The sequence below is a fragment of the Corynebacterium sp. KPL4072 genome (genome assembly GCF_037908395.1).
In the GTDB taxonomy this organism is placed as follows: Bacteria; Actinomycetota; Actinomycetes; order Mycobacteriales; family Mycobacteriaceae; genus Corynebacterium; species Corynebacterium kefirresidentii.
In genome coordinates, this window is record NZ_JBBMGE010000005.1 from 162,076 (window position 1) to 181,553 (window position 19,478).

General features: G+C 59.0%; 17 protein-coding genes. 13 read left to right on the forward strand and 4 right to left on the reverse strand.

Features of this window, described 5'->3' with window-relative positions; all coding sequences use genetic code 11:
- The 10 genes from WMP97_RS06975 to WMP97_RS07020 all read left to right on the forward strand — a co-directional run bounded on the left by WMP97_RS06975 (position 1) and on the right by WMP97_RS07020 (position 10,892).
- Positions 1-2,595 carry an ATP-binding protein gene (locus WMP97_RS06975; RefSeq protein ID WP_340440132.1) on the forward strand — a complete coding sequence of 865 codons (2,595 nt, stop codon included), beginning with the start codon at positions 1-3 and terminating at the stop codon, positions 2,593-2,595.
- A complete protein-coding gene (locus WMP97_RS06980) occupies positions 2,588-3,301 on the forward strand; it encodes a response regulator transcription factor (RefSeq protein WP_340440133.1) in 714 nt (237 codons plus the stop codon). The genes WMP97_RS06975 and WMP97_RS06980 overlap by 8 nt, the downstream gene beginning before the upstream one ends.
- A 586-nt stretch (positions 3,302-3,887) precedes the next feature.
- Positions 3,888-4,193: an ArsR/SmtB family transcription factor gene (locus tag WMP97_RS06985; protein WP_005326349.1), complete on the forward strand. Its 306-nt coding sequence runs from the start codon at positions 3,888-3,890 to the stop codon at positions 4,191-4,193.
- On the forward strand, positions 4,186-5,334 hold the full coding sequence (locus WMP97_RS06990; protein WP_340440134.1) for an MFS transporter: 1,149 nt from the start codon (positions 4,186-4,188) through the stop codon (positions 5,332-5,334). The genes WMP97_RS06985 and WMP97_RS06990 overlap by 8 nt, the downstream gene beginning before the upstream one ends.
- Positions 5,335-5,567: 233 nt before the next feature.
- A complete protein-coding gene (gene amn, locus WMP97_RS06995) occupies positions 5,568-6,971 on the forward strand; it encodes an AMP nucleosidase (RefSeq protein WP_340440135.1) in 1,404 nt (467 codons plus the stop codon).
- Between the two features lie 73 nt (positions 6,972-7,044).
- The gene (locus tag WMP97_RS07000) at positions 7,045-7,557 is read left to right on the forward strand and encodes a phosphoribosyltransferase (protein WP_005326355.1); all 513 of its coding nucleotides are present in this window, start codon (positions 7,045-7,047) and stop codon (positions 7,555-7,557) included.
- Between the two features lie 21 nt (positions 7,558-7,578).
- Positions 7,579-9,060, forward strand: coding sequence for a SulP family inorganic anion transporter (locus WMP97_RS07005; protein WP_340440136.1), 1,482 nt, complete (start codon positions 7,579-7,581; stop codon positions 9,058-9,060).
- A gap of 285 nt (positions 9,061-9,345) precedes the next feature.
- Complete coding sequence (locus WMP97_RS07010) at positions 9,346-9,846, forward strand: ferritin (protein WP_023020290.1); 501 nt, start codon at positions 9,346-9,348, stop codon at positions 9,844-9,846.
- An 82-nt stretch (positions 9,847-9,928) separates the two neighbouring features.
- Positions 9,929-10,282, forward strand: coding sequence for a hypothetical protein (locus tag WMP97_RS07015; protein ID WP_239207771.1), 354 nt, complete (start codon positions 9,929-9,931; stop codon positions 10,280-10,282).
- A 13-nt stretch (positions 10,283-10,295) separates the two neighbouring features.
- Positions 10,296-10,892 (forward strand): HAD-IA family hydrolase, encoded by a 597-nt coding sequence (locus WMP97_RS07020; RefSeq protein WP_340440137.1) that lies wholly within the window; start codon positions 10,296-10,298, stop codon positions 10,890-10,892.
- Here WMP97_RS07020 and WMP97_RS07025 read toward each other — a convergent pair.
- Positions 10,875-12,008, reverse strand: a complete 1,134-nt coding sequence (locus tag WMP97_RS07025; RefSeq protein ID WP_340440138.1) for an ROK family transcriptional regulator — start codon at positions 12,006-12,008, stop codon at positions 10,875-10,877. The genes WMP97_RS07020 and WMP97_RS07025 overlap by 18 nt on opposite strands.
- Before the next feature lie 108 nt (positions 12,009-12,116).
- Here WMP97_RS07025 and WMP97_RS07030 point away from each other — a divergent pair, with 108 nt between their 5' ends.
- Both WMP97_RS07030 and WMP97_RS07035 read left to right on the forward strand, forming a co-directional pair.
- Positions 12,117-12,686, forward strand: a complete 570-nt coding sequence (locus WMP97_RS07030) for an LOG family protein (RefSeq protein WP_340440139.1) — start codon at positions 12,117-12,119, stop codon at positions 12,684-12,686.
- Between the two features lie 69 nt (positions 12,687-12,755).
- Positions 12,756-14,426, forward strand: coding sequence for a DUF885 domain-containing protein (locus WMP97_RS07035; protein WP_340440140.1), 1,671 nt, complete (start codon positions 12,756-12,758; stop codon positions 14,424-14,426).
- Here the strand turns inward: WMP97_RS07035 and WMP97_RS07040 are convergent.
- The gene (locus WMP97_RS07040) at positions 14,423-15,514 is read right to left on the reverse strand and encodes an AbrB family transcriptional regulator (RefSeq protein WP_340440141.1); all 1,092 of its coding nucleotides are present in this window, start codon (positions 15,512-15,514) and stop codon (positions 14,423-14,425) included. The two genes, WMP97_RS07035 and WMP97_RS07040, sit on opposite strands and share 4 nt — an antisense overlap.
- A gap of 113 nt (positions 15,515-15,627) precedes the next feature.
- Between WMP97_RS07040 and WMP97_RS07045 the strand changes: the two genes are divergently transcribed.
- Positions 15,628-16,398, forward strand: coding sequence for a TSUP family transporter (locus WMP97_RS07045; RefSeq protein WP_200288417.1), 771 nt, complete (start codon positions 15,628-15,630; stop codon positions 16,396-16,398).
- Here WMP97_RS07045 and WMP97_RS07050 read toward each other — a convergent pair whose 3' ends face one another.
- Entirely contained in the window at positions 16,399-18,666 is a 2,268-nt protein-coding gene (locus WMP97_RS07050) for an ATP-dependent RNA helicase (protein ID WP_340440143.1), read from the reverse strand.
- On the reverse strand, positions 18,667-19,332 hold the full coding sequence (locus WMP97_RS07055; protein WP_340440144.1) for a sugar O-acetyltransferase: 666 nt from the start codon (positions 19,330-19,332) through the stop codon (positions 18,667-18,669).
- Positions 19,333-19,478 lie beyond the last annotated feature (146 nt).

Sequence of the window (19,478 nt, forward strand, 5' to 3'; positions counted from 1 at the left end):
ATGAACGACAAGAAAGTTCCGGCGCGCACCAAGCGTGGCGCTTTGAAGATCTACCTCGGCGCGGCGCCTGGGTCTGGTAAGACCTGTGCAATGCTCAACGAGGCGCACGGCCTTGTGCTGGCCGGCCGCGATGTGGTCATTGGCATCGTGGAAGATCATGGGCGCGAATTCACTCGGGCGCTGTGTGATGGCCTTGAGACCATCCCGCGGCGCTACGCCGCCGGGCTATCCACCGGAGAACTCGATACTGCAGCCATCATCTCGCGCCAGCCGGAAACCGTTCTGGTCGATGAATTTGCCCATTCCAATCCGCGCGGTGAGGAACACGCTAAGCGCTGGGAGGACGTAGAGGAACTCCTAGCCGCAGGAATCGACGTGATTTCTACCCTGAACATCCAGCACCTTGAAAGCCTCAATGACGTAATAAACCAGATCACCGGTATTTCCCCGCAGGAGACGGTGCCAGACGAGGTGGTGCGTGCGGCGAACGAGATCGAGTTGGTGGATGTATCCCCGCAGCTCTTGCGCACCCGCTTGAGGGATGGCCAAGTCTATAAAGAAGCGCGCATTGCCCCAGCCTTGAATAATTATTTTCGGGTGGGCAATCTGACTGCATTGCGGGAGCTAGCCCTGTTGTGGTTGGCGGACCAGGTTGATGAGGCTCTCGCATCCTACCGTTCTGAACAAGACATTACTGATACCTGGGAAGCGCGGGAACGGGTGGTCGTGGCTATTCAGAACGTCGCGCACGCAGAACTGCTCATTCGCCGCGGGCGCCGCATCGCGTCCAAGTCCTCAGCCGAGCTACATGTAGTCCACGTAATTTTTGGGGACTCCTTCTCTTCCGGTGAATCTTCCGTTGCAGGTTCCGCTCAACAACTGGCCAAATTACAATCCTTGGCTCAGGACGTGGGTGCCCGTTTGCATCAGGTCACCGGTGACTCGGTGCCAGAAGCGCTGCTTAATTTTGCCCGCAGCGTCAACGCCACCCAGCTGGTCCTGGGGGTTTCACCACGGCGTCGCTTAGGCCTGCACTGGCGCGGCACCGTTGCTGAGGCCGTGTTGCGGGATTCAGGCAAGATCGATTGTCACATTGTTAATCTTCCGTCCGATAAACCCTCGCCTCTTTCACCACTGCTGCGACCATTGCATTCCCTTCCGCGCCGGGCGGTGTCTTGGGTGGGCGCGGCTGTCGCTTTCATCGCCTTGACCGCACTGTTGCAAGGCATCGACGGCTCGGCATTGGGAACAGGCACGTGTTCTGCTTTTTACTTTGCGCTGATCCTCCTCGTGAGCATGCTCGCTGGCCTGTGGCCGGCGGTAATTATTGCGTTTGCCTCGGGCTTGGCGGTCAATTGGTTCTTTACCGAGCCCCTGTACACGTTCGATATTGCTGAGCCGGCTAACGCTGTCATCCTCGTGGTCATGGTAGCCATTGCCCTGGCCGTGGGTTTACAAGTGCGGCGCACCAAAATAGAGCACCATAATGCGGCCATTGCCACGCGCGATGCTGAGCTCTTGACGGTCTTTTCCCGCGCAGCCCTCAACCGCCGTGCGGACGTATCTCCCATCGACGCAGTGCTTCGCAAGGTAGGAGAGACCTTCGGCTGCCATAAGGCCGTGCTTCTTGACGCCTCCGGGGACATACTCTCTACCTGGCACGCTTCGGCGGCCTCGCCCCGGCAAAGTAGACACCTGCATATCCCCGCAAAGACTCATAAACGTGAGGTAGAAACGTTGGTCTCCAGCGAGGACACTACGGTCCAGATTGTGATGGAAGGCCCAGCGTTATCCGCCCGCGACCGTGCTTTGGTGGCGGTTGTGGCAGGTTACTTAGCCGGCATAGTGCGCCGCGACAAGCTTTCGGCTGAAGCCGCACGTGCCGATGCCATTGCTGCCGCTGATGAATTGCGTCGTGCACTGCTATCGAGCGTGAGCCACGATCTGCGCACGCCCCTAGCAACGGCCAAGCTGGCTGTGTCCTCTTTGCGGAATTCCGAAATCGAATTCAGCCCAGAGGATCAAGAAATACTGCTGGCGGAAACCGCAGCTAGCATCGATCAACTCACGCTGCTCGTGACCAACCTATTGGATCACTCGCGCTTGAGTGCAGGAGCGGTAACTGCACGCCGGGATACTGTGGAGTTATATGAGGTAGCCAATCGGGCTATTGCTTCCTGTGCCTTTGGACATAGCAAGGACCAACTTGGTCGCATTCATATTTGTTCTGGACTCCGTGGCCGCACCTGTTGCGCGGATAGCGTTTTGCTGGAACGCGTGCTGGCGAACCTATTCGATAACGCTTTGCGCTATGCGCCGAGCGGACCAGTCAACGTTGATGCGCAGGTTAAGGATGAACGTGTGGAGCTGAGTGTGAGCGATGAAGGGCCGGGAATTTCACCAGAAAAGCAGCAGGAGCTTTTCCAAGCTTTTCAGCGCTTGGGCGATACCAGCAATGACAACGGGGTAGGTTTAGGCCTCTCCGTCGTACGCGGATTTGTGGAGGCCATGGACGGTACTATCACCGTAGAGGCCACTCCAGGAGCGACCTTTATCCTGAGTTTCCCGCTGCGGGAGGAGAAAAGCCATGACTGATAAGAAGGCCACGATTGTCATTGTGGATGATGATCCGCGTTTGCTCACCACCTTGAGCATTAATTTTAAAGCGCGTGGGTATGAGGTGTATTCAGCCAGCACCGGGGCGGAGGGTCTGCAGATGGTCTCCCAGCATCAGCCCGATGTGGTGATTTTGGATATGGGTCTGCCGGATATGGATGGGCGGGAGGTCCTCGATGGGATTCGAGGGTGGTCAGCAATTCCCGTTCTGATTCTTACGGCCCGGTCCGATCCCCTATTTAGTGCCTCGGCCCTAGATCGCGGTGCTGATGATTATGTGACCAAACCCTTTTCTATGGAAGAGCTCTTGGCCCGCGTGCGCGTGGCTTTGCGGCATGGCAGTCCCCAGCATCCATCTGCCCAGCGGGAAGCCACGATGGTGCGGGCGGGCGATGTGCTGATCGACGTCCCTCGACACTCCATCACCAAGGCAGGAAAGCCCCTTCACCTGACCCCTACTGAGTGGGGCGTGCTTACGACGCTGTTGCGTGCCCACGGCGGTTTGGTGCGCAAAGAAGACCTCCTCGCAGAGATTTGGGGCCCGGGTTTCGAAGGGCAAAGCCACTACCTGCGCATCTATACCTCGCAGCTGCGCCGCAAACTGGAAACCGATCCTTCTGATCCCCAATATCTGCTTACTGAACCCGGGTTGGGATACCGCTTCATTACCTCCCCAGGAGTCTAGGAGTAGCTGACGCCATTTTCTGCAGGGAACTACTCTTGCAGTGGCAATTCTGTGCAGTGGAGGGGTGCGAGTTGGTATCCATAACGCTTATGCGTCGAGGGCTTCGGTGTGCCCTGCGCATTTAACCAACTGCAAGCGCGTGAGAACTAAACATTTCAACTGGTCACCAGCGATCGTTCGTTCTCTAAATCATTTCTGGTGCTGCAGATTAGTTGCTTTTCCCTGAAGGGGTGACGGTGTCTGTCATGCTTTCCTGACCAAAGAACCTTCGAGCATATTTTTGGGTAGAAGGGTCTATTAAATCAAGCTACGTTGTACGCACCGTTAGAAGAAGGAATAGGGCTCTCTACTTTCATAAACTTGGCTCGATTTATTGTGCCAACGTTGAAGGTTATGAATTAGAGACGTCTGAGGTTGAAAGCTTGGTATCTAAAAATAGAGCTCCTCAAGACTCCGGTGTTCATTTATCGCTGTCTGGGTGGGGCTTTATCTGCGCACCTGCATTCGTGCAAGAAATCTTGCACGAATCTCTCGGGTAGCTTACTGTGGTCAATCGTTCAGGAATTCTTGCACGATTGGAGTTGTGATGAGCCCACGAAAGTATGAGCATCCGGCCACCGAGGACCTTGAATTCGTCCGTGTTCTGGCTGCGGTAAGTGATCCCATCCGGTTAGAGATGGTTAGGCGCCTGGCAGACGGTCAGGAGCACGATAGTTTGACGCTCGCTGATGACCTGCCTCGATCTACCCTGACCTACCACACTCGGCAGCTGCGTGAAGCCGGTGTGACGTGGACAAGAAGCCAGGGACGAACTTGTGTTATCTCTTTGCGCAGAGGCGATCTAGACGAACGGTTCCCTGGTTTGCTCGATATGGTGATTTCGAATGCTTAAACAGCTGTGGCCGTTAGTTTTGGGCAGTGTAGCGCTCGGATTGGACGCATATGTTATCGCTGGGCTGCTATCACAGATTGCAAACGACCTGGGTACAAGTGACAGTGTGATCGGCTTGGGCGTTACCACTTTTACCGGCGCGTACGCAATATCTGGTCCGCTGTTCTCGGGTAGGGCAGGCAAAGATCCGCGGAGTGGTCTGCTTGGAGCTGTTGCTGTGTTTTCTTTGGCGAATGTCGTGACCGCAGTCTCGCCTACCGTGAGTGTTTTTCTCGTGTCACGCTTAATCGCAGGTGCGGCAGCGGGAATTTATTCGCCGCTGTCCTCAGCCGTAGCGGGGATGTCTGTCCCAGCAAAGTATCGCGGGCGCGCACTGTCAATGGTGCTGGCTGGCTTAGCGGTGGGAACTGTCGTGGGCGTACCGGTGGGATTGGGGGTAGCTAAACAGCTAGGCTGGAGGGCTACCATCGCTTTGGTCTCGGCCATTGGAATAGTGGCGTTAGCGGGTCTAGCGTTGCGCAAGGCGAGTGTGGTACCAGCTGTGCCCTCCTCCTCGTTGGGGCAGCGACTCCGAGTCATCGGCCGAGTGGATAACTTCCTGACGACCTTAGTTACTTTCTTTGTTGGAGTGGGTTCGCTGGGGTTGTACACCTATATTCCTGTAGTGCTTGATCGTGTGCAGGTAGACACCATTGCTGGCATGTGGGTCTGGGGTATCGGCGGGGCAGTGGGTGCTTTTGGGATTGGGAGGGTGCTTGACAAGGTTAATAGTTCACGAAAACTAACGGTCATTATCATTGCATTACTCGTGATTGATTTCGCTCTACTGCTGCTCTTCCCTTCGAGCCACGTGGTGGCAGTGGTGTGTCTTTTTGCTTGGGGGCTTTTGGGGTGGTCGTCTATGGCACCGCAGCAGCATTCGATGCTTAGTGCAAACCCTGATGAAGGGGCGACTGCTGTTGCTGCTAATGCATCTGCGAACTACCTTGGCTCGGCAGTCGGCTCCGCAGTGGGTGGATTACTGTTGCCCTCCTCCACGGGAATCCTGTTAGGAGCATTAGGTGCAGTCCTAGTAGGAATCGTCTGCAGTATTGAGGCTAGTGCCTCTTCTCGCTCTCATACTGGGGACAATGTGAATTAGGAATACTTCGGATTGATGGGACGATGCCCGAGTTGACATAGTCGAGCTCTTCGTCGCATTCCCTTTGAGGCCTTTGCTTTGACACTCTTAGCAGCTAAAAGGACTGATCCTAGGTCTTTGATTTTCTCGCAGTAAATCATGTCAGTATTGGTATCACTGAAGCTACCGCGGAAAAGAATAATGAAATGCGCGGACCGCTGCCGCGCTGCGAAGTCCCCGCTACACTCGCGCTTATGACCGATCTGCAGCATGTCCACTCCGTTGATGAGGCGGTAAACCGCCTGATCGAGATTTACGAGAATTCCTGCGAGCTTGCGCGTAAGACGCTGGATTCAGGAAACCTTGATGACTATCGCTACGTGGTTTATCCCAAGGTCACGGTGGATATCCGCAAATGGCAGCCCATCGATCGTTCCGAGCCGTTTGGCTACGTCAACGAGGCGGGCAAGTACTCGGCGGTAATTTCCAAGCCGCACATAATTCGGAACTACCTGCACGAGCAGCTGACTCGCCTGGCGGGTAACTATCCGTGCGATATTTTCGTCGGTCAATCGGACCAGCGCATTCCGCCGGAGTACATCAAGGGAGCGGGCAAAGCCCCGCAGGAACGCGGGCCCATTCCACGTCCGACGCTGGATGAGGTCAATGATGCAATCATTGATGGCGAATGGGATGCCTTCCACGGTGCGGAAAAGCCGCTTTTTCATTTTGGCGCCCAGCGCTTTGATATCGCGTGTGCACGCATTGAGCATTACACCGGCATCGAGGTCGATACGGTGCAAAAATACATTTTGTTTACTAACTACGCGATGCACACCACCGAGTTTGTGAAATTTGGTTTGCGCGAGTTGACCAGGGAAGACTCGCGTTATACCGCCTTGGTGCTGCCCAATGGAGAGACCATCCACCCCAACGATGCGGTGGACCTCGATGTGGATGGTCTGACCTTGACCTCTCGCTTCCAAATGCCGCGCTTTGATCTGATTACCGCCGGTGGTGATGGCATCACGATGATCAATATCGGTGTAGGGCCCTCCAACGCCAAGACCATTACGGATTGCTTGGCGGTGCTGCGGCCGGAGGCCTGGATCATGATCGGCCACTGCGCTGGCATGGACGGCCGCATGCGCATCGGGGATTTGATTTTAGGCAATGCCTATCAACGCAATGACCACATCCTGGACCAAAAGGTTGCGGCGACCTCTCCCATCCCGGCGATTCCGGAAGTACAGCGCATGCTCGAGTCTGCGGTGAAAGCGGTTTATGGCGACGATAATTCGCTTATGCGAACAGGCACGGTGCTCTCCACCGATGATCGCAATTGGGAGTGGCGCACTAACCGGGATTTGTGGGAGTGGCTGCGTACCTCCACCGCGGTGGCCGTAGATATGGAATCGTGCACGCTCGCGGCCAATGGTTACCGCTACCGCGTTCCTTATGGAACTCTCCTTTCGGTCTCTGACCTGCCGCTACACGCGGTGCCGAAGCTGCCGGCCCAGGCGCAGGCCTTCTACTCCAATTCGAAGGAAGCTCACGTGATGTGCGCGGTGCGAGCGATGGAGCATCTAGCCGAAAATCCGGAGCGCCTGCGCACGCGCAAGCTACGCCGGACTTTGGGCGAGGTTCCATTCCGGTAGGTGCCTTTTCTTTGGCAGGCAATGCTCGTTAAACTACAAAGAAAGCCCATGACGCAAAAGGAGCCACACAATCGTGACTGAAAATTGGATCCACCCGGACCGGGAAAACCTCACCTGGGAGGTCTTCGGCGAGGCGAGCCGTAACCTGTCGGAACAGATTGTGGAATCTGGTTGGTTCCCTGACCTCATCGTGGGCGTCGCCCGCGGCGGCCTGATCCCAGCCGGTGCTATCGGTTATGCCATCGGTGTAAAGGCCATGGGCGCTATCAATGTGGAGTTCTACACCGATATCGGCCAGACGCTGGAAGAGCCGATCATCTTGTCCCCGCAGTTGGATACGGATTCGCTGAAGGGCAAGAAGGTACTGGTAGTAGATGACGTCGCGGACTCCGGCAAGACCCTGGATCTGGTGGTAAATCTGCTTAAGGAAACCGCAGACGAGGTGCGCTCGGCCGTCATTTATACCAAGCCGAAGACCATTTTTGAACCGGACTTTTCGTGGAAGAAGACCGATCAGTGGATCAACTTCGCCTGGTCCGTGCTGCCAGTTATCACTGCAGATGGCTCCTTTAAGGAAGGCTCCTAAAGTCCACTAGTATGTGCAGGCGTGATTAAAGAACAGCCTGCCCCTACCGGCGTCATCGCCAGTTTCCGTTATGCATTTTCCTCGCCCGCTCGTCTGCGCAAGGAAGTCTTTGGCGGACTCGCGGTGGCGCTTGCTTTGATCCCGGAGGTCTTAAGCTTTTCCATCCTTGCGGGCTTGGACCCGCGGGTGGGATTGTTTTCTTCCGTCGTGATGGCAATGTCCATCGCCTTTACCGGTGGCCGGCCAGCGATGATTTCCGCGGCGGCCGGCGCGGTGGCACTCGTTGTCTCTCCGCTCGCGCATGAACATGGTCATGACTACGTGGTCGCCGCGGTGCTCTTGGCGGGAATCATGCAGGTAGTTTTGGCTGCGGTGGGCGTCGCCAAGCTCATGCGCTTTATCCCGCGCTCGGTGATGACGGGGTTTGTGAATGCGCTGGGAATCATGATGTTTACTACGCAGCTGCCGCACCTTAGTGATGTGCCGTGGATGGTCTATGTGCTGGTGGCCATTGGCTTGGCAATTATGTTGGGGCTACCGCGGCTGACCACGGTGATTCCCGCCCCGCTCGTTACCATTGTGGTGGTCAGCATCATTGAGGTCGCGGCCGGGTGGAAGGTCCCCGATGTGGCGGACCAAGGCGAGCTGCCTACCTCGCTGCCGGGACTTTTCGTGCCGGATATTCCGTGGAACCTGGATACCTTGCAGCTGATTGCGCCCTATGCCTTTGGCATGGCCTTGGTGGGGCTGATGGAATCGCTGCTAACGGCCAAGCTGGTGGATGATATTACGGATACTCACTCCGATAAAACGCGCGAGTCCTTTGGCCAGGGCGTGGGCAATATCCTCGCCGCAGCCATTGGCGGTATGGGCGTGTGCGCCATGATTGGCCAGACCATGATCGGCGTGAAGGCATCCCAGGCGCGCACGCGCTTGTCGACGTTCCTCGCGGGCGCCTTCCTCCTCATCCTCTGCCTTCTTCTTGGCGAGACCGTCGGCCGCATTCCGATGGCCGCCCTGGTGGCGGTGATGATCATCGTGGCCGCAACTACGGTGGATTGGCATTCGGTTCACCCGCGCACGCTTAAGCTCATGCCGCTATCAGAAACGCTGGTGATGCTGGTAACGGTGGTAGGCACGCTGGCCACGCATAACTTGGCGGTCGGTGTGGTGCTCGGTGTGGTGACAGCATCCATTGGCTTTGCCCGCCGCGTGGCGCACCTGGTGGAGGTAAAACAAGTAGGCGATGCCGCGTATGCGGTGCGCGGCCAGCTTTTCTTCGCCTCTTCCAATGACTTGGTCTATGCCTTTGACTACACGCTGGACACCCAGCGCGTGGTGGTAGATATGACGGAGGCCGAGGTATGGGATGCCTCTACGGTGGCGACGCTGGATGCGGTGCAGAAGAAATACGCCGAGCGGGGCATCGAAGTAGAGTTCCGCGGCCTGGAGGGAGCTAGTGCGCAGCGCCTTAATCGCCTTAGCGGCCGCCTAGGTGACTAACATCACATTTATGGACTGGGGTGCGGAGGCTTAAGTAGTAGGCGCCGAACTGACCTTGAGCTCGCGTAGGCGTAAATGCAAAGGATCTGCGATGACCTCGCGTTCTTAGGGGAACTTTGCCTGCGTGTGGTGGCAAGCTTTGTCTTGGCTAACTTAGGTTATCCAATCTAAAAAAGCATAATGACGTGCAAGTTTACTTAAGTAGGCCTTGCTGGATTGCGGGAGAATCTTCGGTAGTGTGGTGCTTAGCACTTATTGATTTCCCTGCACAGAAAGGTTTTTACAATGGACGAGAAACTACAAACCCTCCTGAATAACCAGGTCATTAGCGAGTACGGCGCTTCCATGGTCTATACCCAGTTGGCCTTCGAGATGGACAACCTCTCCTTCCCGGGTATGCGCGATTGGTTCATGGGTCAGGCAGCAGAAGAGCGCGTGCATGCTGAAAAGATTGCGGACCATTTGCTCTCCCGCGGTTATCGCGTAGAGCTCAATGACATTCCGGTTGGTTCGGTGAAGGCCGCTAACCCGCAGGATGCTTTCCAGGCTTCCTTGGAGCACGAGCAGAAGGTCTCTGAGGAAATCCGCACCATCGCTCGCGCGGCGCTGGACGCACAGGACCTGGAATCTCGCCAGCTCGTTGACTGGTTCCTGAGCGAGCAGGTGGAAGAAGAAGCTACCGTTTCTGAGATTCTGGATCAGATCAAGCTGGTAGGAAATGACGGCTCTGGCCTGCTACGCATCGATGAGCGCTTGGCTGGTCGCACCGAAGGCGGCGCTGCCTAAGCGCGCCTGGGTGAATAACAAACCCATCAAGATTTAGAGCAATCCTCCCACGGCACTGCAGTGCCGTGGGAGGATTGTTTCTATGTCAACACAACGCAAGGCTTTCTGTGCCATGACGCTTTTGATCCTGGCGCTTTTTCTCATCGTGGGAGCGGCGATTATGTCCACCCACGTGGCCTTGGGGGTATTCCTGACCACTGCGGCGCTCATGCTCGGTCCATTCGCCGGGCTCGCGCTGCTGGTGTACGGTGCCGCGGGCAAGCGCGGCTTGGTTACTCGCTCGCTGTATAGCCTTGGTGGCATGCTGCTCATCGGTGCGATCGGCGGCATTTTCGCCTTGTCTATGGAACAAGCCTCCGCGATGTTGCCCGTTTTTGTGGCCGGTGCCGGTGTGGGAATCGTAGCCGTGCTGACCCAGGCGCCGAAACGCGCATAAACTGGCTCTCGTTATGCCCAGACTCCTTTTTGATATGTATGGTGTGCTCATGCGCCCGGCCACCCCAGAAAGTCATGCAGCCTTGGAGCGCCTCCTCGCGCCATCCGATGCCGAGGCGATGTGGGAGGCCTACGGGTTTTATCGCCCGGACTATGATGCCGGCATCTTTAGTGATAGCCACTTTTGGAATGAGGTAGCGGCCCGCGCAGGGTTGGGGGAGATACCCGTCGCGGAGGCGGTAGCGTGTGAAAACCGCGGTTTGCTGGAGGCCGACCAGGGGATGGTCGCTTTGGTCAAGGGGCTTATCGGGGAAGGCTATAGTGTAGGCATTTTGTCCAATATTCCCACCACGCTGGCGGGGCAGGTGCGCGAGAAGCATACCTGGCTGGAGGACTGTGCGGCGGTGACCTTCAGCTGCGATATTGGGCTGGCAAAGCCGCACCCAGAGGCCTATCGCGTAGCCGTGGATGCGCTATCCGCGCAGCCGAAAGATACCTATTTTTTTGATGACCGCATCGACTACGTGGAGGGTGCTAGCTACTGCGGGCTCAATGCCCACCTCTTTCGCGGCATCGACTCGGTACGTGAGGTGCTAAGCACACTGGAGTGAGCGGCCTAGCTCCAGCGGTTGGCGCAGGAGCTGGTCGGTGGCCACGGTGCGGGCTACCGCGCGGACAATCTCCTTATGGCTGGGGATCATGCGCAGCTGCAACTCATCGCCTGCGGAGGCGCGGACGGTGGCGGCGAATTGCTTGGGGGCCTTCGGGTCGTCGGTAAACGCGCCGCCGGCGATGACCACGGTGGCCGGGGAGTGGGCTTTGACCAGTTCCGCGGTGACGGTGCCCAATTGGCGGGCGCGCTCGTCCAGAATGGTGCGGACGGTGGGATTGGATTCGGCGATTTGGGCGGCCTCGGTAAGCGAGGCAGCCTTCACCCCCTCCTGCCGTATTGCCTCGAGGATGTGCCGGGTGGCCAGTAGGTGCTCGGAGGCGCCGTGGCCAAGGAGTTCAGAGTGCGTTTGCGGCACGGGAATAATGGGGCTGACCTCGTCCTCGACGGAGAGCGCCGAGCCGATGGAATCATCCGCAAAGAGCACCAGAACTCGCTCGCTGGTGCCAATCTCGGCCGCCTGGGTTTCGGAACCCAAAATAGCTGGGATCGCGGAGGAGACTACTACGGGTACGCCGAACTGGAAGCGCAGGCGTTCGGCGATGTCCACGCCGTGCCAGTTGAGGTTTTCCGCGGTGACCAGGCCGTTGTCATCCACGGTGCCGGAGGTGGTCACGCCGAGGGAGACCAAGCGGTGGTTCAGGTTGGTCATCATGCGATTGATGCCGGCCATGATGTGCTCGAGGAAGTCATCCTCGCTGAGGTTAGCCACCGGGGTAGCTAGTTCTTCCTCGCTCAAGGTGCGGCCCTTGGTGTCATAGAGGCCGATGTAGGTCTGCTTAGTGCCCACGGAGATGCCGCCGAGCGCCCAGTCATTATCGGCCGCCTCAAGCGGCACAGTTGGCCGGCCGCGCCCACGGGACTGGGTGAGGTCGGTGCGTTCCTGGATGAGGCCCGCGTTGAGTAGGGAAGTAGTAGCGCGCGTGATGGTGGGCTGGGAAAGTCCGGTGGCTTCCACCAACTCGCTCCGGGTGATGATCGGGTTCAGGCGCACCAAATGGAGGCACTTTGCGGCCGGCGTGCGGGGCCGCGTGAACACTGGGCCAGATTTGATCATAAAAAGGAGTATAAGCATCCCAGACTGCTTTGTCTAACCTGATAAAAGTTTCATGTACCGAATAGTCTAAAGGTGGTGGTGGGGGCGCAGATATCTATGCTGGAGAGCATGCAGTCAGTAGCGGTTTATTGTGGTTCAGCAACAGGAAACTCCCCGGCCTATACTCAGGCGGCACAGGAATTGGGCACCGAACTGGCCCGACGCGGCCTCACCTTGGTCTACGGCGGCGGCAATATCGGCTTGATGCGCGAGGTTGCAGAGGCCTGCCTGGCCGCCGGCGGTACCGTCACCGGCGTGATGCCACAGTCCCTGGTGGATCTGGAGATCTCCCACCCCGGCCTGACCACCCTCGAAGTAGTCGGCTCCATGGCCGAACGCAAGACGCGCATGGAGCAGCTTGCCGACGCCTATATTTGCCTCCCCGGTGGCGTCGGCACCCTCGAAGAGCTCACCGAGGTGCTCACTTTGCAGCAGCTGGGCCACCTCCGCGGCCCAGTAGGCCTAGTTAATACGGAGGATTTTTGGCGCCCGTTCCATGCCATGTACGCCGCCATGGCCCAGTCCGGTTTCATCCTGCCCCGTTTTGTCGATGCCTTGGTGATGGAGGAGAAACCGCAGGACATCCTGGATGAATTCAGCCACTGGAACTATCCCGGCACAAAGTGGGACAACGATTAGCTAACAAGTTCGCAACTTCATCCTCCCCGGGTGGCCTATAGCTGATACTTAGGGATAGACTTCCTCGTTATGAGTTCTGAGCAGACCGCTAAGCGCCAGCCCTCTCTACTGGACGCTTCGTGCGATAACTTCGTTCACGACCTAGCCGAGCTTTCCCCCACCGATGCCACCGCGTGGGGCATTGACGGCTTCGAGGGCGAATTGCAGGATTTCTCCCCCGAATACTTCACCGCCATCGCGGATCGCACCCGTGAGATGGTCGCGGACTTGGATGCCTTGGATGACACCACCGATGAATCCGATGATGAGGATGACTTTGATGAGGTGGACTACGTCACCGCGGCCGTTTTGCGTGATCGCCTGTGCCTCGATCTAGATCTGCACCACCACAGCGAGGATGTGCGCTGCCTAAATAATATCGCCTCACCGGTCCAGACCATCCGCGATACCCTGCTGCTCATGCCGCAGGATACGGACGAGGACCGCGATGCTATTCGCTCCCGCCTGTCCAAGGTGAAGACCTCCTTGGCCGGATACCGCAGCTCCTTGGAGGAAGCGGCCTCCCACGGCATGGTGGCACCGCACCGCCAGATCTCCGAGGTCATTGTGCAGTGCGAGCGGCTTGCCGACGCCGACTCGATGCTCGAGTCCCTCGGCCTCGACGCCGACTCCGCTGAGGTGGAGCAGGCCAAGGAAGCCTTTGGCGAGTTCTCCGATTGGCTGTCCAATGACCTGCAGCCTCAAGCGCCCGCGAAGGATGCCGTGGGCCGCGAGCGCTACGAACGCTTTTCCAAGCTCTTTGTAGGCGATGCCGTCAACCTCGATGAGGCCTATGAATGGGGCCTTGATCAGGTGCGCACCCTGCGAGCGGAGCAGGAAAAGATCGCCCACGAGCTCTATGGTTCCGATTGCTCGGTACGCGCGGCGATGCGCAAGCTCAACCACGAGGAGCGCTATACCCTGCGCGGCACCGATGCCTTGGTGGAGTGGATGCAATCTACCGCCGATGGCGTTATCGCAGAGCTCAACGGCAAAGAGTTTGATATTCCGGAAGAAGTAGAAGAGATCGAGTGCTGCATCGATCCGGCCGGTACCGGCGGCATCTTCTATACCCCGCCGAGCGATGACTTCTCCCGCCCGGGCCGCATGTGGTGGTCCGTGCCAGAAGGACAAGACACCTTCCACACGTGGCAAGAGCTGACCACCGTTCACCACGAGGGCGTGCCGGGCCACCACCTGCAGCTAGGTTCCGCACTGGTGCAGGAGGATCTCAACCTGTGGCGCCGCGCGGTGACGTGGAATTCCGGCCACGGCGAGGGCTGGGCTCTCTACGCCGAACAACTCATGGCCGAGCTGGGCTACATGGACGATCCGGGCTTCCGCATGGGCATGTTGGATGCGCAGCGCCTGCGCGCTGCCCGCGTGGTCGTGGACATCGGATTGCACTTGGGCAAGCAGTTGCCGGATTGCTCGACGTCCGGCGTGTGGGACAAGGCGCACGTGAAGACCTTCATGCGTGAAAACACCGCCATGGATGATGCGAACCTCAATTTTGAGGTCAATCGCTACCTCGGCTGGCCGGGCCAGGCGCCGTCCTATGCTTTGGGCCAGCGCTTGTGGCAGGAGACCCGCGCCGCGGCCGAGAAGCAGGGGATGAGTGCGCGCGAGTTCCACTCCGAGGCCCTCGCCCTTGGTTCCGTGCCGATGTCCGTGCTGCGCGAGGCCGTTCTGGATAACTAGCGGCGCAGCAGTCGCTGGGCCAGGCGTAGCAGCTGTGGCAAGTAGCCCGCTACGACCAGTACCGCGATGAGGCGGGTGAGCTGGACTGCGATGACCGCTGGGCCGGCCCCGCCCTCCGCCGAGAGTGCGAGTACCGTCTCTAGCGCGCCGGGGCTGGTAGCCAGGTAGGCCTCGAAGTAAGTGATGTGCAGCCACTTGGTTAGCGGCCAGGCGGTGGCCGCGCAGATACCGATGATGACCACGATGAAAAGAACCGTGGCGGGCAATTGCTTGGCAAAGGCCTTGAGCGCCGGCAGCGAAAGCCCACCGCCGCAGACCCAACCAATGGACAAAAAGGCCATCACCTTAAAGGCATAGAGCGGTTCGAGCGTGTGGCCCTCCGGCAACACGAAAGAGGCTAGAACCGTCAGCAGCAATGGGCCGAGCACCGCGGCGGCGGGGAGATGGAGGAACTTGCCTACCTTTTCTCCTATGCAGGCAATGGCAATCACTAGGGCAACTATCCACCAGGTAGTTTCGCCGTCGACCGAAAGATCCGCTCCTTCGCCGGCAGGCGTGTCCAATAAGGCGACCACGGCCGGTAGCGATACCGAGACTACTAAGAGGCGCAGGTATTGAGTGAGGGCGACGTAGCGGAAGTCGGCACCGAGTTCGTCGGCAAGCGCGGGCATGAGGGACGCACCGCCCGGCAGCATGGATAAAATGCCGGTTTCTGAGGAGACATCGTCTGGCTGCGCGCGGTGTAAGAGTTGGCCGCCGATAACGCCTACCATCAGTGTGACAAAGGAGATTGTCAGGGCGGCAGGCAGGAAGCCAAGCAATTGGCCCACCGGCACCACGGTCAGCGGAATGGCAGCCATCATGCCGATAAAACCACGCGACATGCTATAAAAACTCCGGTTCACACGCAGATCTTCCCCAGTACAAAGCGCCATGGCGCCGGAGGAGAGGATCGCTGCCAAGATCCAGGCCGCAGGTACGTGCCACATGCTAAACAGCCAGCCCAATACGACCGATGCCGGAACGACAATGGCCCACCGTGCCACGGTATGGGCACTAAGCCCGGTGCCTTCCTGCTGTGCGGCCATGCGAGCCTCCTCGTTCTGCTGCGACAAAAGTATAATGCCTTCTTTTACTCCACTATGGGGAGGCCGGTAGGCGGGTTATCACCTTACATCATTCAAGATTTATGATCGGGGGCATGGAAATCGATGTGGTGCAGTGGGTAATTCTCTTCTTTGGTACCGCGGCCGCGGGGTGGGTCGATGCGGTCATCGGCGGTGGCGGATTGATCCTGATCCCGATGCTGCTGGCGGTCCTGCCGGGCCTTGCTCCGGCCGCCGCTTTGGGCACTAGCAAGCTTGCTGCGGTGACTGGCACCGGATCCGCTGCTGTGACCCTTGCGCGCAAGGTGAAGCTGGACAAGGCAGAAATGGCGCGGTTCATCCTCATCGCGCTGGTCTGCTCCGGGTTGGGGGCCAGCGTGGCCTCGAGCCTCGATAAAGACGTTATGCGGCCCATCATCATCGTGCTCATGGTTGCCGTGGGTATCTTCGTTGCCTTCAAGCCAGATTTTGGCAGTAGCGATTCGGCCGGTACCCGTGGCGGTTGGCGGACCGTCGTGGTCCTGTTACTCTCCGGCATCATTTCCTTTTATGATGGCATCTTCGGCCCGGGTACCGGAATGTTTTTGATCATGGCCTTCACCTCTATTTTTGCGCAGAACTTTCTGACCTCTGCGGCCATGGCCAAGGTGGTCAATACCGCTACCAACTTCGGTGCGCTCATCGTATTTATTATTGGCGGGCACGTGTGGTGGACGCTCGGCATCGTGCTCGGCGTAGCCAATATCGCCGGCGCACTTCTCGGCGCTCGTACCGTGCTCGGCGGTGGGGCCAAATTCATCCGCTACGCGTTGCTTACCCTGGTGGTGGTCATGAGCTGCTACCTGGGCTGGCAGCAATGGGGCTAACTACATTCGATTTTTGGTGCGCGCGGTAGCAATCGCATTCCACGGGTCCTCCGGCCACGGGTGCTTGGGGTAGCGCCCGCGCATATCGGCGCGCACGCCAGCATAAGGTCCGGACCAGAAGCTGGCGAGGTCATCGGTGACCGCGAGCGGGCGGCCGGCGGGGGAGAGCAGGTGGAATTGCACGCGGTGGCCGCAATATTCGGGGGATTCGGCCAGTCCAAAGCATTCCTGCAGCTTGATGTGGACTACGGGGCGATCGCCGGACCAATCGATTATGGCATCGCGGCCGGAGGGAACGGCAAGGTGCTCGGGGGCGAGCTCGTCGAGGTGGGTGGCTTCCGGCCAGGGAAGTAGGCGTTGCAGCGCGGGGTACATGTCTAGCTTGTCAGCGGGAGTGCCCTCGGCGATGCGATGTAATTCGGGCCCGAGCCACTCGGCGGGATCCGCGGAATCGACGTCGGGCCACGGCTCGCCAAAGTGGGAGTGCAGGTGGCGCAGGCGGTCCTTTAATCTTTGGGCCTTCTCGCTAAAGGAAAAGAGACCTAGGCCTTCTTCACGGATGCCGGCGGCAAGCGCCTCCTCGGCTGCGGGGCCCGTGACTTTAACCGGGGTCTCAGAAAGGGTGATGGCGCCCGCGGCCCTGACCTTGACGCCGCGCACGCGGCCATCGCGCAGGAAGGCGCGGGTTTCCTCGGTGACGCCGATAGCTGCTGGGGCTGCAGATTCTTCGATGCGGGCGGCCGAGCGGATGATGGCATTGCCCGCATTAGATAGGGATACCTCCGCGATTGCGAGCCACGGGGCTCCGGCCAAGCCCGAGTTATCGAGCAGGCGCGCGCGGGTGCCGCTGGCTAGCAAGTAATCTTCGCCCATGCGCTTGGCCACCTGCTCGGGAAAGGCGGTGGCGACAACCTCTCCGGGATCGGCAGGGCCGAGATCGTCTACGAGACGTGCAAGCCGCTTGACCTCTCTTTGAGGTGGGCGGTGACGGGTGAGATCGGGGGTTAAGGGGGCGTCGGCAAGCGAGGCGATAATGGGCGCGGCCTGGCTGCCGTGGCGGAGCAAGGAGGCGCCGAGGCGCGGATCGGTGGGCAGGAGGGCGAGTTCCTGCGTCGCGCCAATGCGCTTGAGGGTCGCCTGCGCGGATGCCAGGGCTTGGGCCGGCGGCGGATCGAGCAGCGGGAAGTCCGGGCCTGCGCCCCAGCAGTCCAGAAACAGCGCGGCCTGGGTTAGGTCCGCGGAGAGGATCTCCGGGGTGGTGTGTGGGGAAAAGTGCTGGTAATCGTCCTGCGAATAGCAGCGAATCACGGTGCCTGGTGCCTCACGGCCGGCACGACCAGCGCGCTGATCGGCACTCGACTTTGAGGTAGAAACCGTCACCAGTCCGGACATGCCACGTTGGGCGTCGCGCCGGGGAACGCGGGAGAGCCCGGCATCGACCACTACGCGCACACCCGGCACGGTAAGCGAGGACTCCGCGATAGAGGTAGCCACGACGATGCGTTGTTCATCGGTATACAGCGCGGCATCTTGCTCCGCAGTGGTCTGCTTGCCATTCAGGGGAAATACATTATGGCCTGCTAAGGCATCACACACGAGGTTGACTTCGCGCACGCCGGGCACAAAGACCAGCGTGGATTCCTGCTGGCGAGCTGCCTGCTTGGCGACGTCCCCATAAAACTCCCTCGTTCCCGCCGCCCTGCCCGGCATGGGGGCGTACTGGATGTCGAGCGGATGGGTGACCGCCTCGGTCACGTGGACGGGCGCATCCATAAGCTGGGAAAAACGTTGCGCATCCACGGTTGCAGACATGGCGATGACGCGAAAGTCCGCCCGCAATTCGGCCAGCTCCAGGCACATGCCTAGCACGAGGTCTGTATCGAGCTGACGCTCGTGAACCTCATCGATGGCGACGGCGGCTACGCCCTCGAGTTCCGGATCCTTCAGCAGACGGCGCAGCAGCACGCCCGGCGTGACGAACTCGACCTCGCTGCCTTTGCGGGACTCGCCCCGGATGGCAAAGCCGACCTTGTCCGGTGTACCGCTGAGTGTGCTTAAGCGCTGCGCGGCCGCGCGCACGGCCACACGGCGTGGGGCGGTGACGATGACCTTGCCACGTCCTGCCGCGTGATTAGCCAGTGCCGGTGGTACAAGTGTGGTTTTACCTGTGCCGGGCGGGGCCTGGATGACGACATTTCCGGTGCTAGGCAGCGAATCGATGGTCTCGGCTACGGGAAGTCCCGCGCCGATGCGAGCGAGATCAAACATTTAGTTGGCGGCTCCAAAACCCTCGACGGGGCCGTTGAGATCTTGGCGCTCCCAGGCCTCCTCATTGTCTTCCAGCTTGCGCACCACGCGGCCGGGTGATCCCAGGACCAGCGAACTATCCGGAATATCGGTGGTAATAAGCGTGCCTGCGCCTATAACGCAGTTCTTTCCAATCGTGATGCCCGGCAGCACGGTGACATTAGCACCGAGCCACGTATTATCACCGATGGTGATGGGCTTGGCTATCTCCCAGCCGCCGGCGCGCATCTCATGATCGTTTACCGGATGCCCCACCGTAATCAGGGAGCAATTGGGGCCGACCATGACGCCATTGCCGAGCGTCACCTGGGCCTGAGCCAGGATCGTAGCGCCGAAGTTAATGAAGACGCGCTCGCCGCATACTAGATTGCAGCCGTACTCCAGGTTGAGCGGCACGTGCAGGCCCGGCACCGCAGATTCCTCCGGCAGTATCTCGCGCAGGATGCCTTCGGCACGCTCTTGGTCCGTATTCTGTAGTTCGTTGAGCTGCTTAACCAAGCGAAAAGTGCGCTGGTGCTCTTCCTTCGCCTCCGGCATGCTCGGCAAGAACCACTCCCCACCGGTCATCCGCTGCCATGAGCCGTAGCGTTCCAAGTCCTGCCGCTCCTGTGCATCCATGGGTGTCATTGTAGAGGGTGGGTGGTGCTTAATAAGTATCTGCGGAAATCACTTAGGTTCCGGTAAATCACAAACTCACAGGCCGCTTTTGTTGGCTCGATAAAATTTGTAGACGACATTGGCAAAGCGGTTGCTGATTCTCAGAGTTAAGGTTG

Coding starts and splice junctions, on each gene's coding strand:
- WMP97_RS06990 (WP_340440134.1), top strand. CDS start 4,186: ATGCTTAAACAGCTGTGGCCGTTAGTTTTGGGCAGTGTAGCGCTCGGA.
- WMP97_RS07045 (WP_200288417.1), top strand. CDS start 15,628: ATGGAAATCGATGTGGTGCAGTGGGTAATTCTCTTCTTTGGTACCGCG.
- WMP97_RS07040 (WP_340440141.1), bottom strand. CDS start 15,514: ATGGCCGCACAGCAGGAAGGCACCGGGCTTAGTGCCCATACCGTGGCA.
- WMP97_RS07050 (WP_340440143.1), bottom strand. CDS start 18,666: ATGTTTGATCTCGCTCGCATCGGCGCGGGACTTCCCGTAGCCGAGACC.
- WMP97_RS07055 (WP_340440144.1), bottom strand. CDS start 19,332: ATGACACCCATGGATGCACAGGAGCGGCAGGACTTGGAACGCTACGGC.
- WMP97_RS07025 (WP_340440138.1), bottom strand. CDS start 12,008: ATGATCAAATCTGGCCCAGTGTTCACGCGGCCCCGCACGCCGGCCGCA.
- WMP97_RS07010 (WP_023020290.1), top strand. CDS start 9,346: ATGGACGAGAAACTACAAACCCTCCTGAATAACCAGGTCATTAGCGAG.
- WMP97_RS06985 (WP_005326349.1), top strand. CDS start 3,888: ATGAGCCCACGAAAGTATGAGCATCCGGCCACCGAGGACCTTGAATTC.
- WMP97_RS06980 (WP_340440133.1), top strand. CDS start 2,588: ATGACTGATAAGAAGGCCACGATTGTCATTGTGGATGATGATCCGCGT.
- WMP97_RS06975 (WP_340440132.1), top strand. CDS start 1: ATGAACGACAAGAAAGTTCCGGCGCGCACCAAGCGTGGCGCTTTGAAG.
- WMP97_RS07035 (WP_340440140.1), top strand. CDS start 12,756: ATGAGTTCTGAGCAGACCGCTAAGCGCCAGCCCTCTCTACTGGACGCT.
- WMP97_RS07015 (WP_239207771.1), top strand. CDS start 9,929: ATGTCAACACAACGCAAGGCTTTCTGTGCCATGACGCTTTTGATCCTG.
- WMP97_RS07030 (WP_340440139.1), top strand. CDS start 12,117: ATGCAGTCAGTAGCGGTTTATTGTGGTTCAGCAACAGGAAACTCCCCG.
- WMP97_RS07020 (WP_340440137.1), top strand. CDS start 10,296: ATGCCCAGACTCCTTTTTGATATGTATGGTGTGCTCATGCGCCCGGCC.
- amn (WP_340440135.1), top strand. CDS start 5,568: ATGACCGATCTGCAGCATGTCCACTCCGTTGATGAGGCGGTAAACCGC.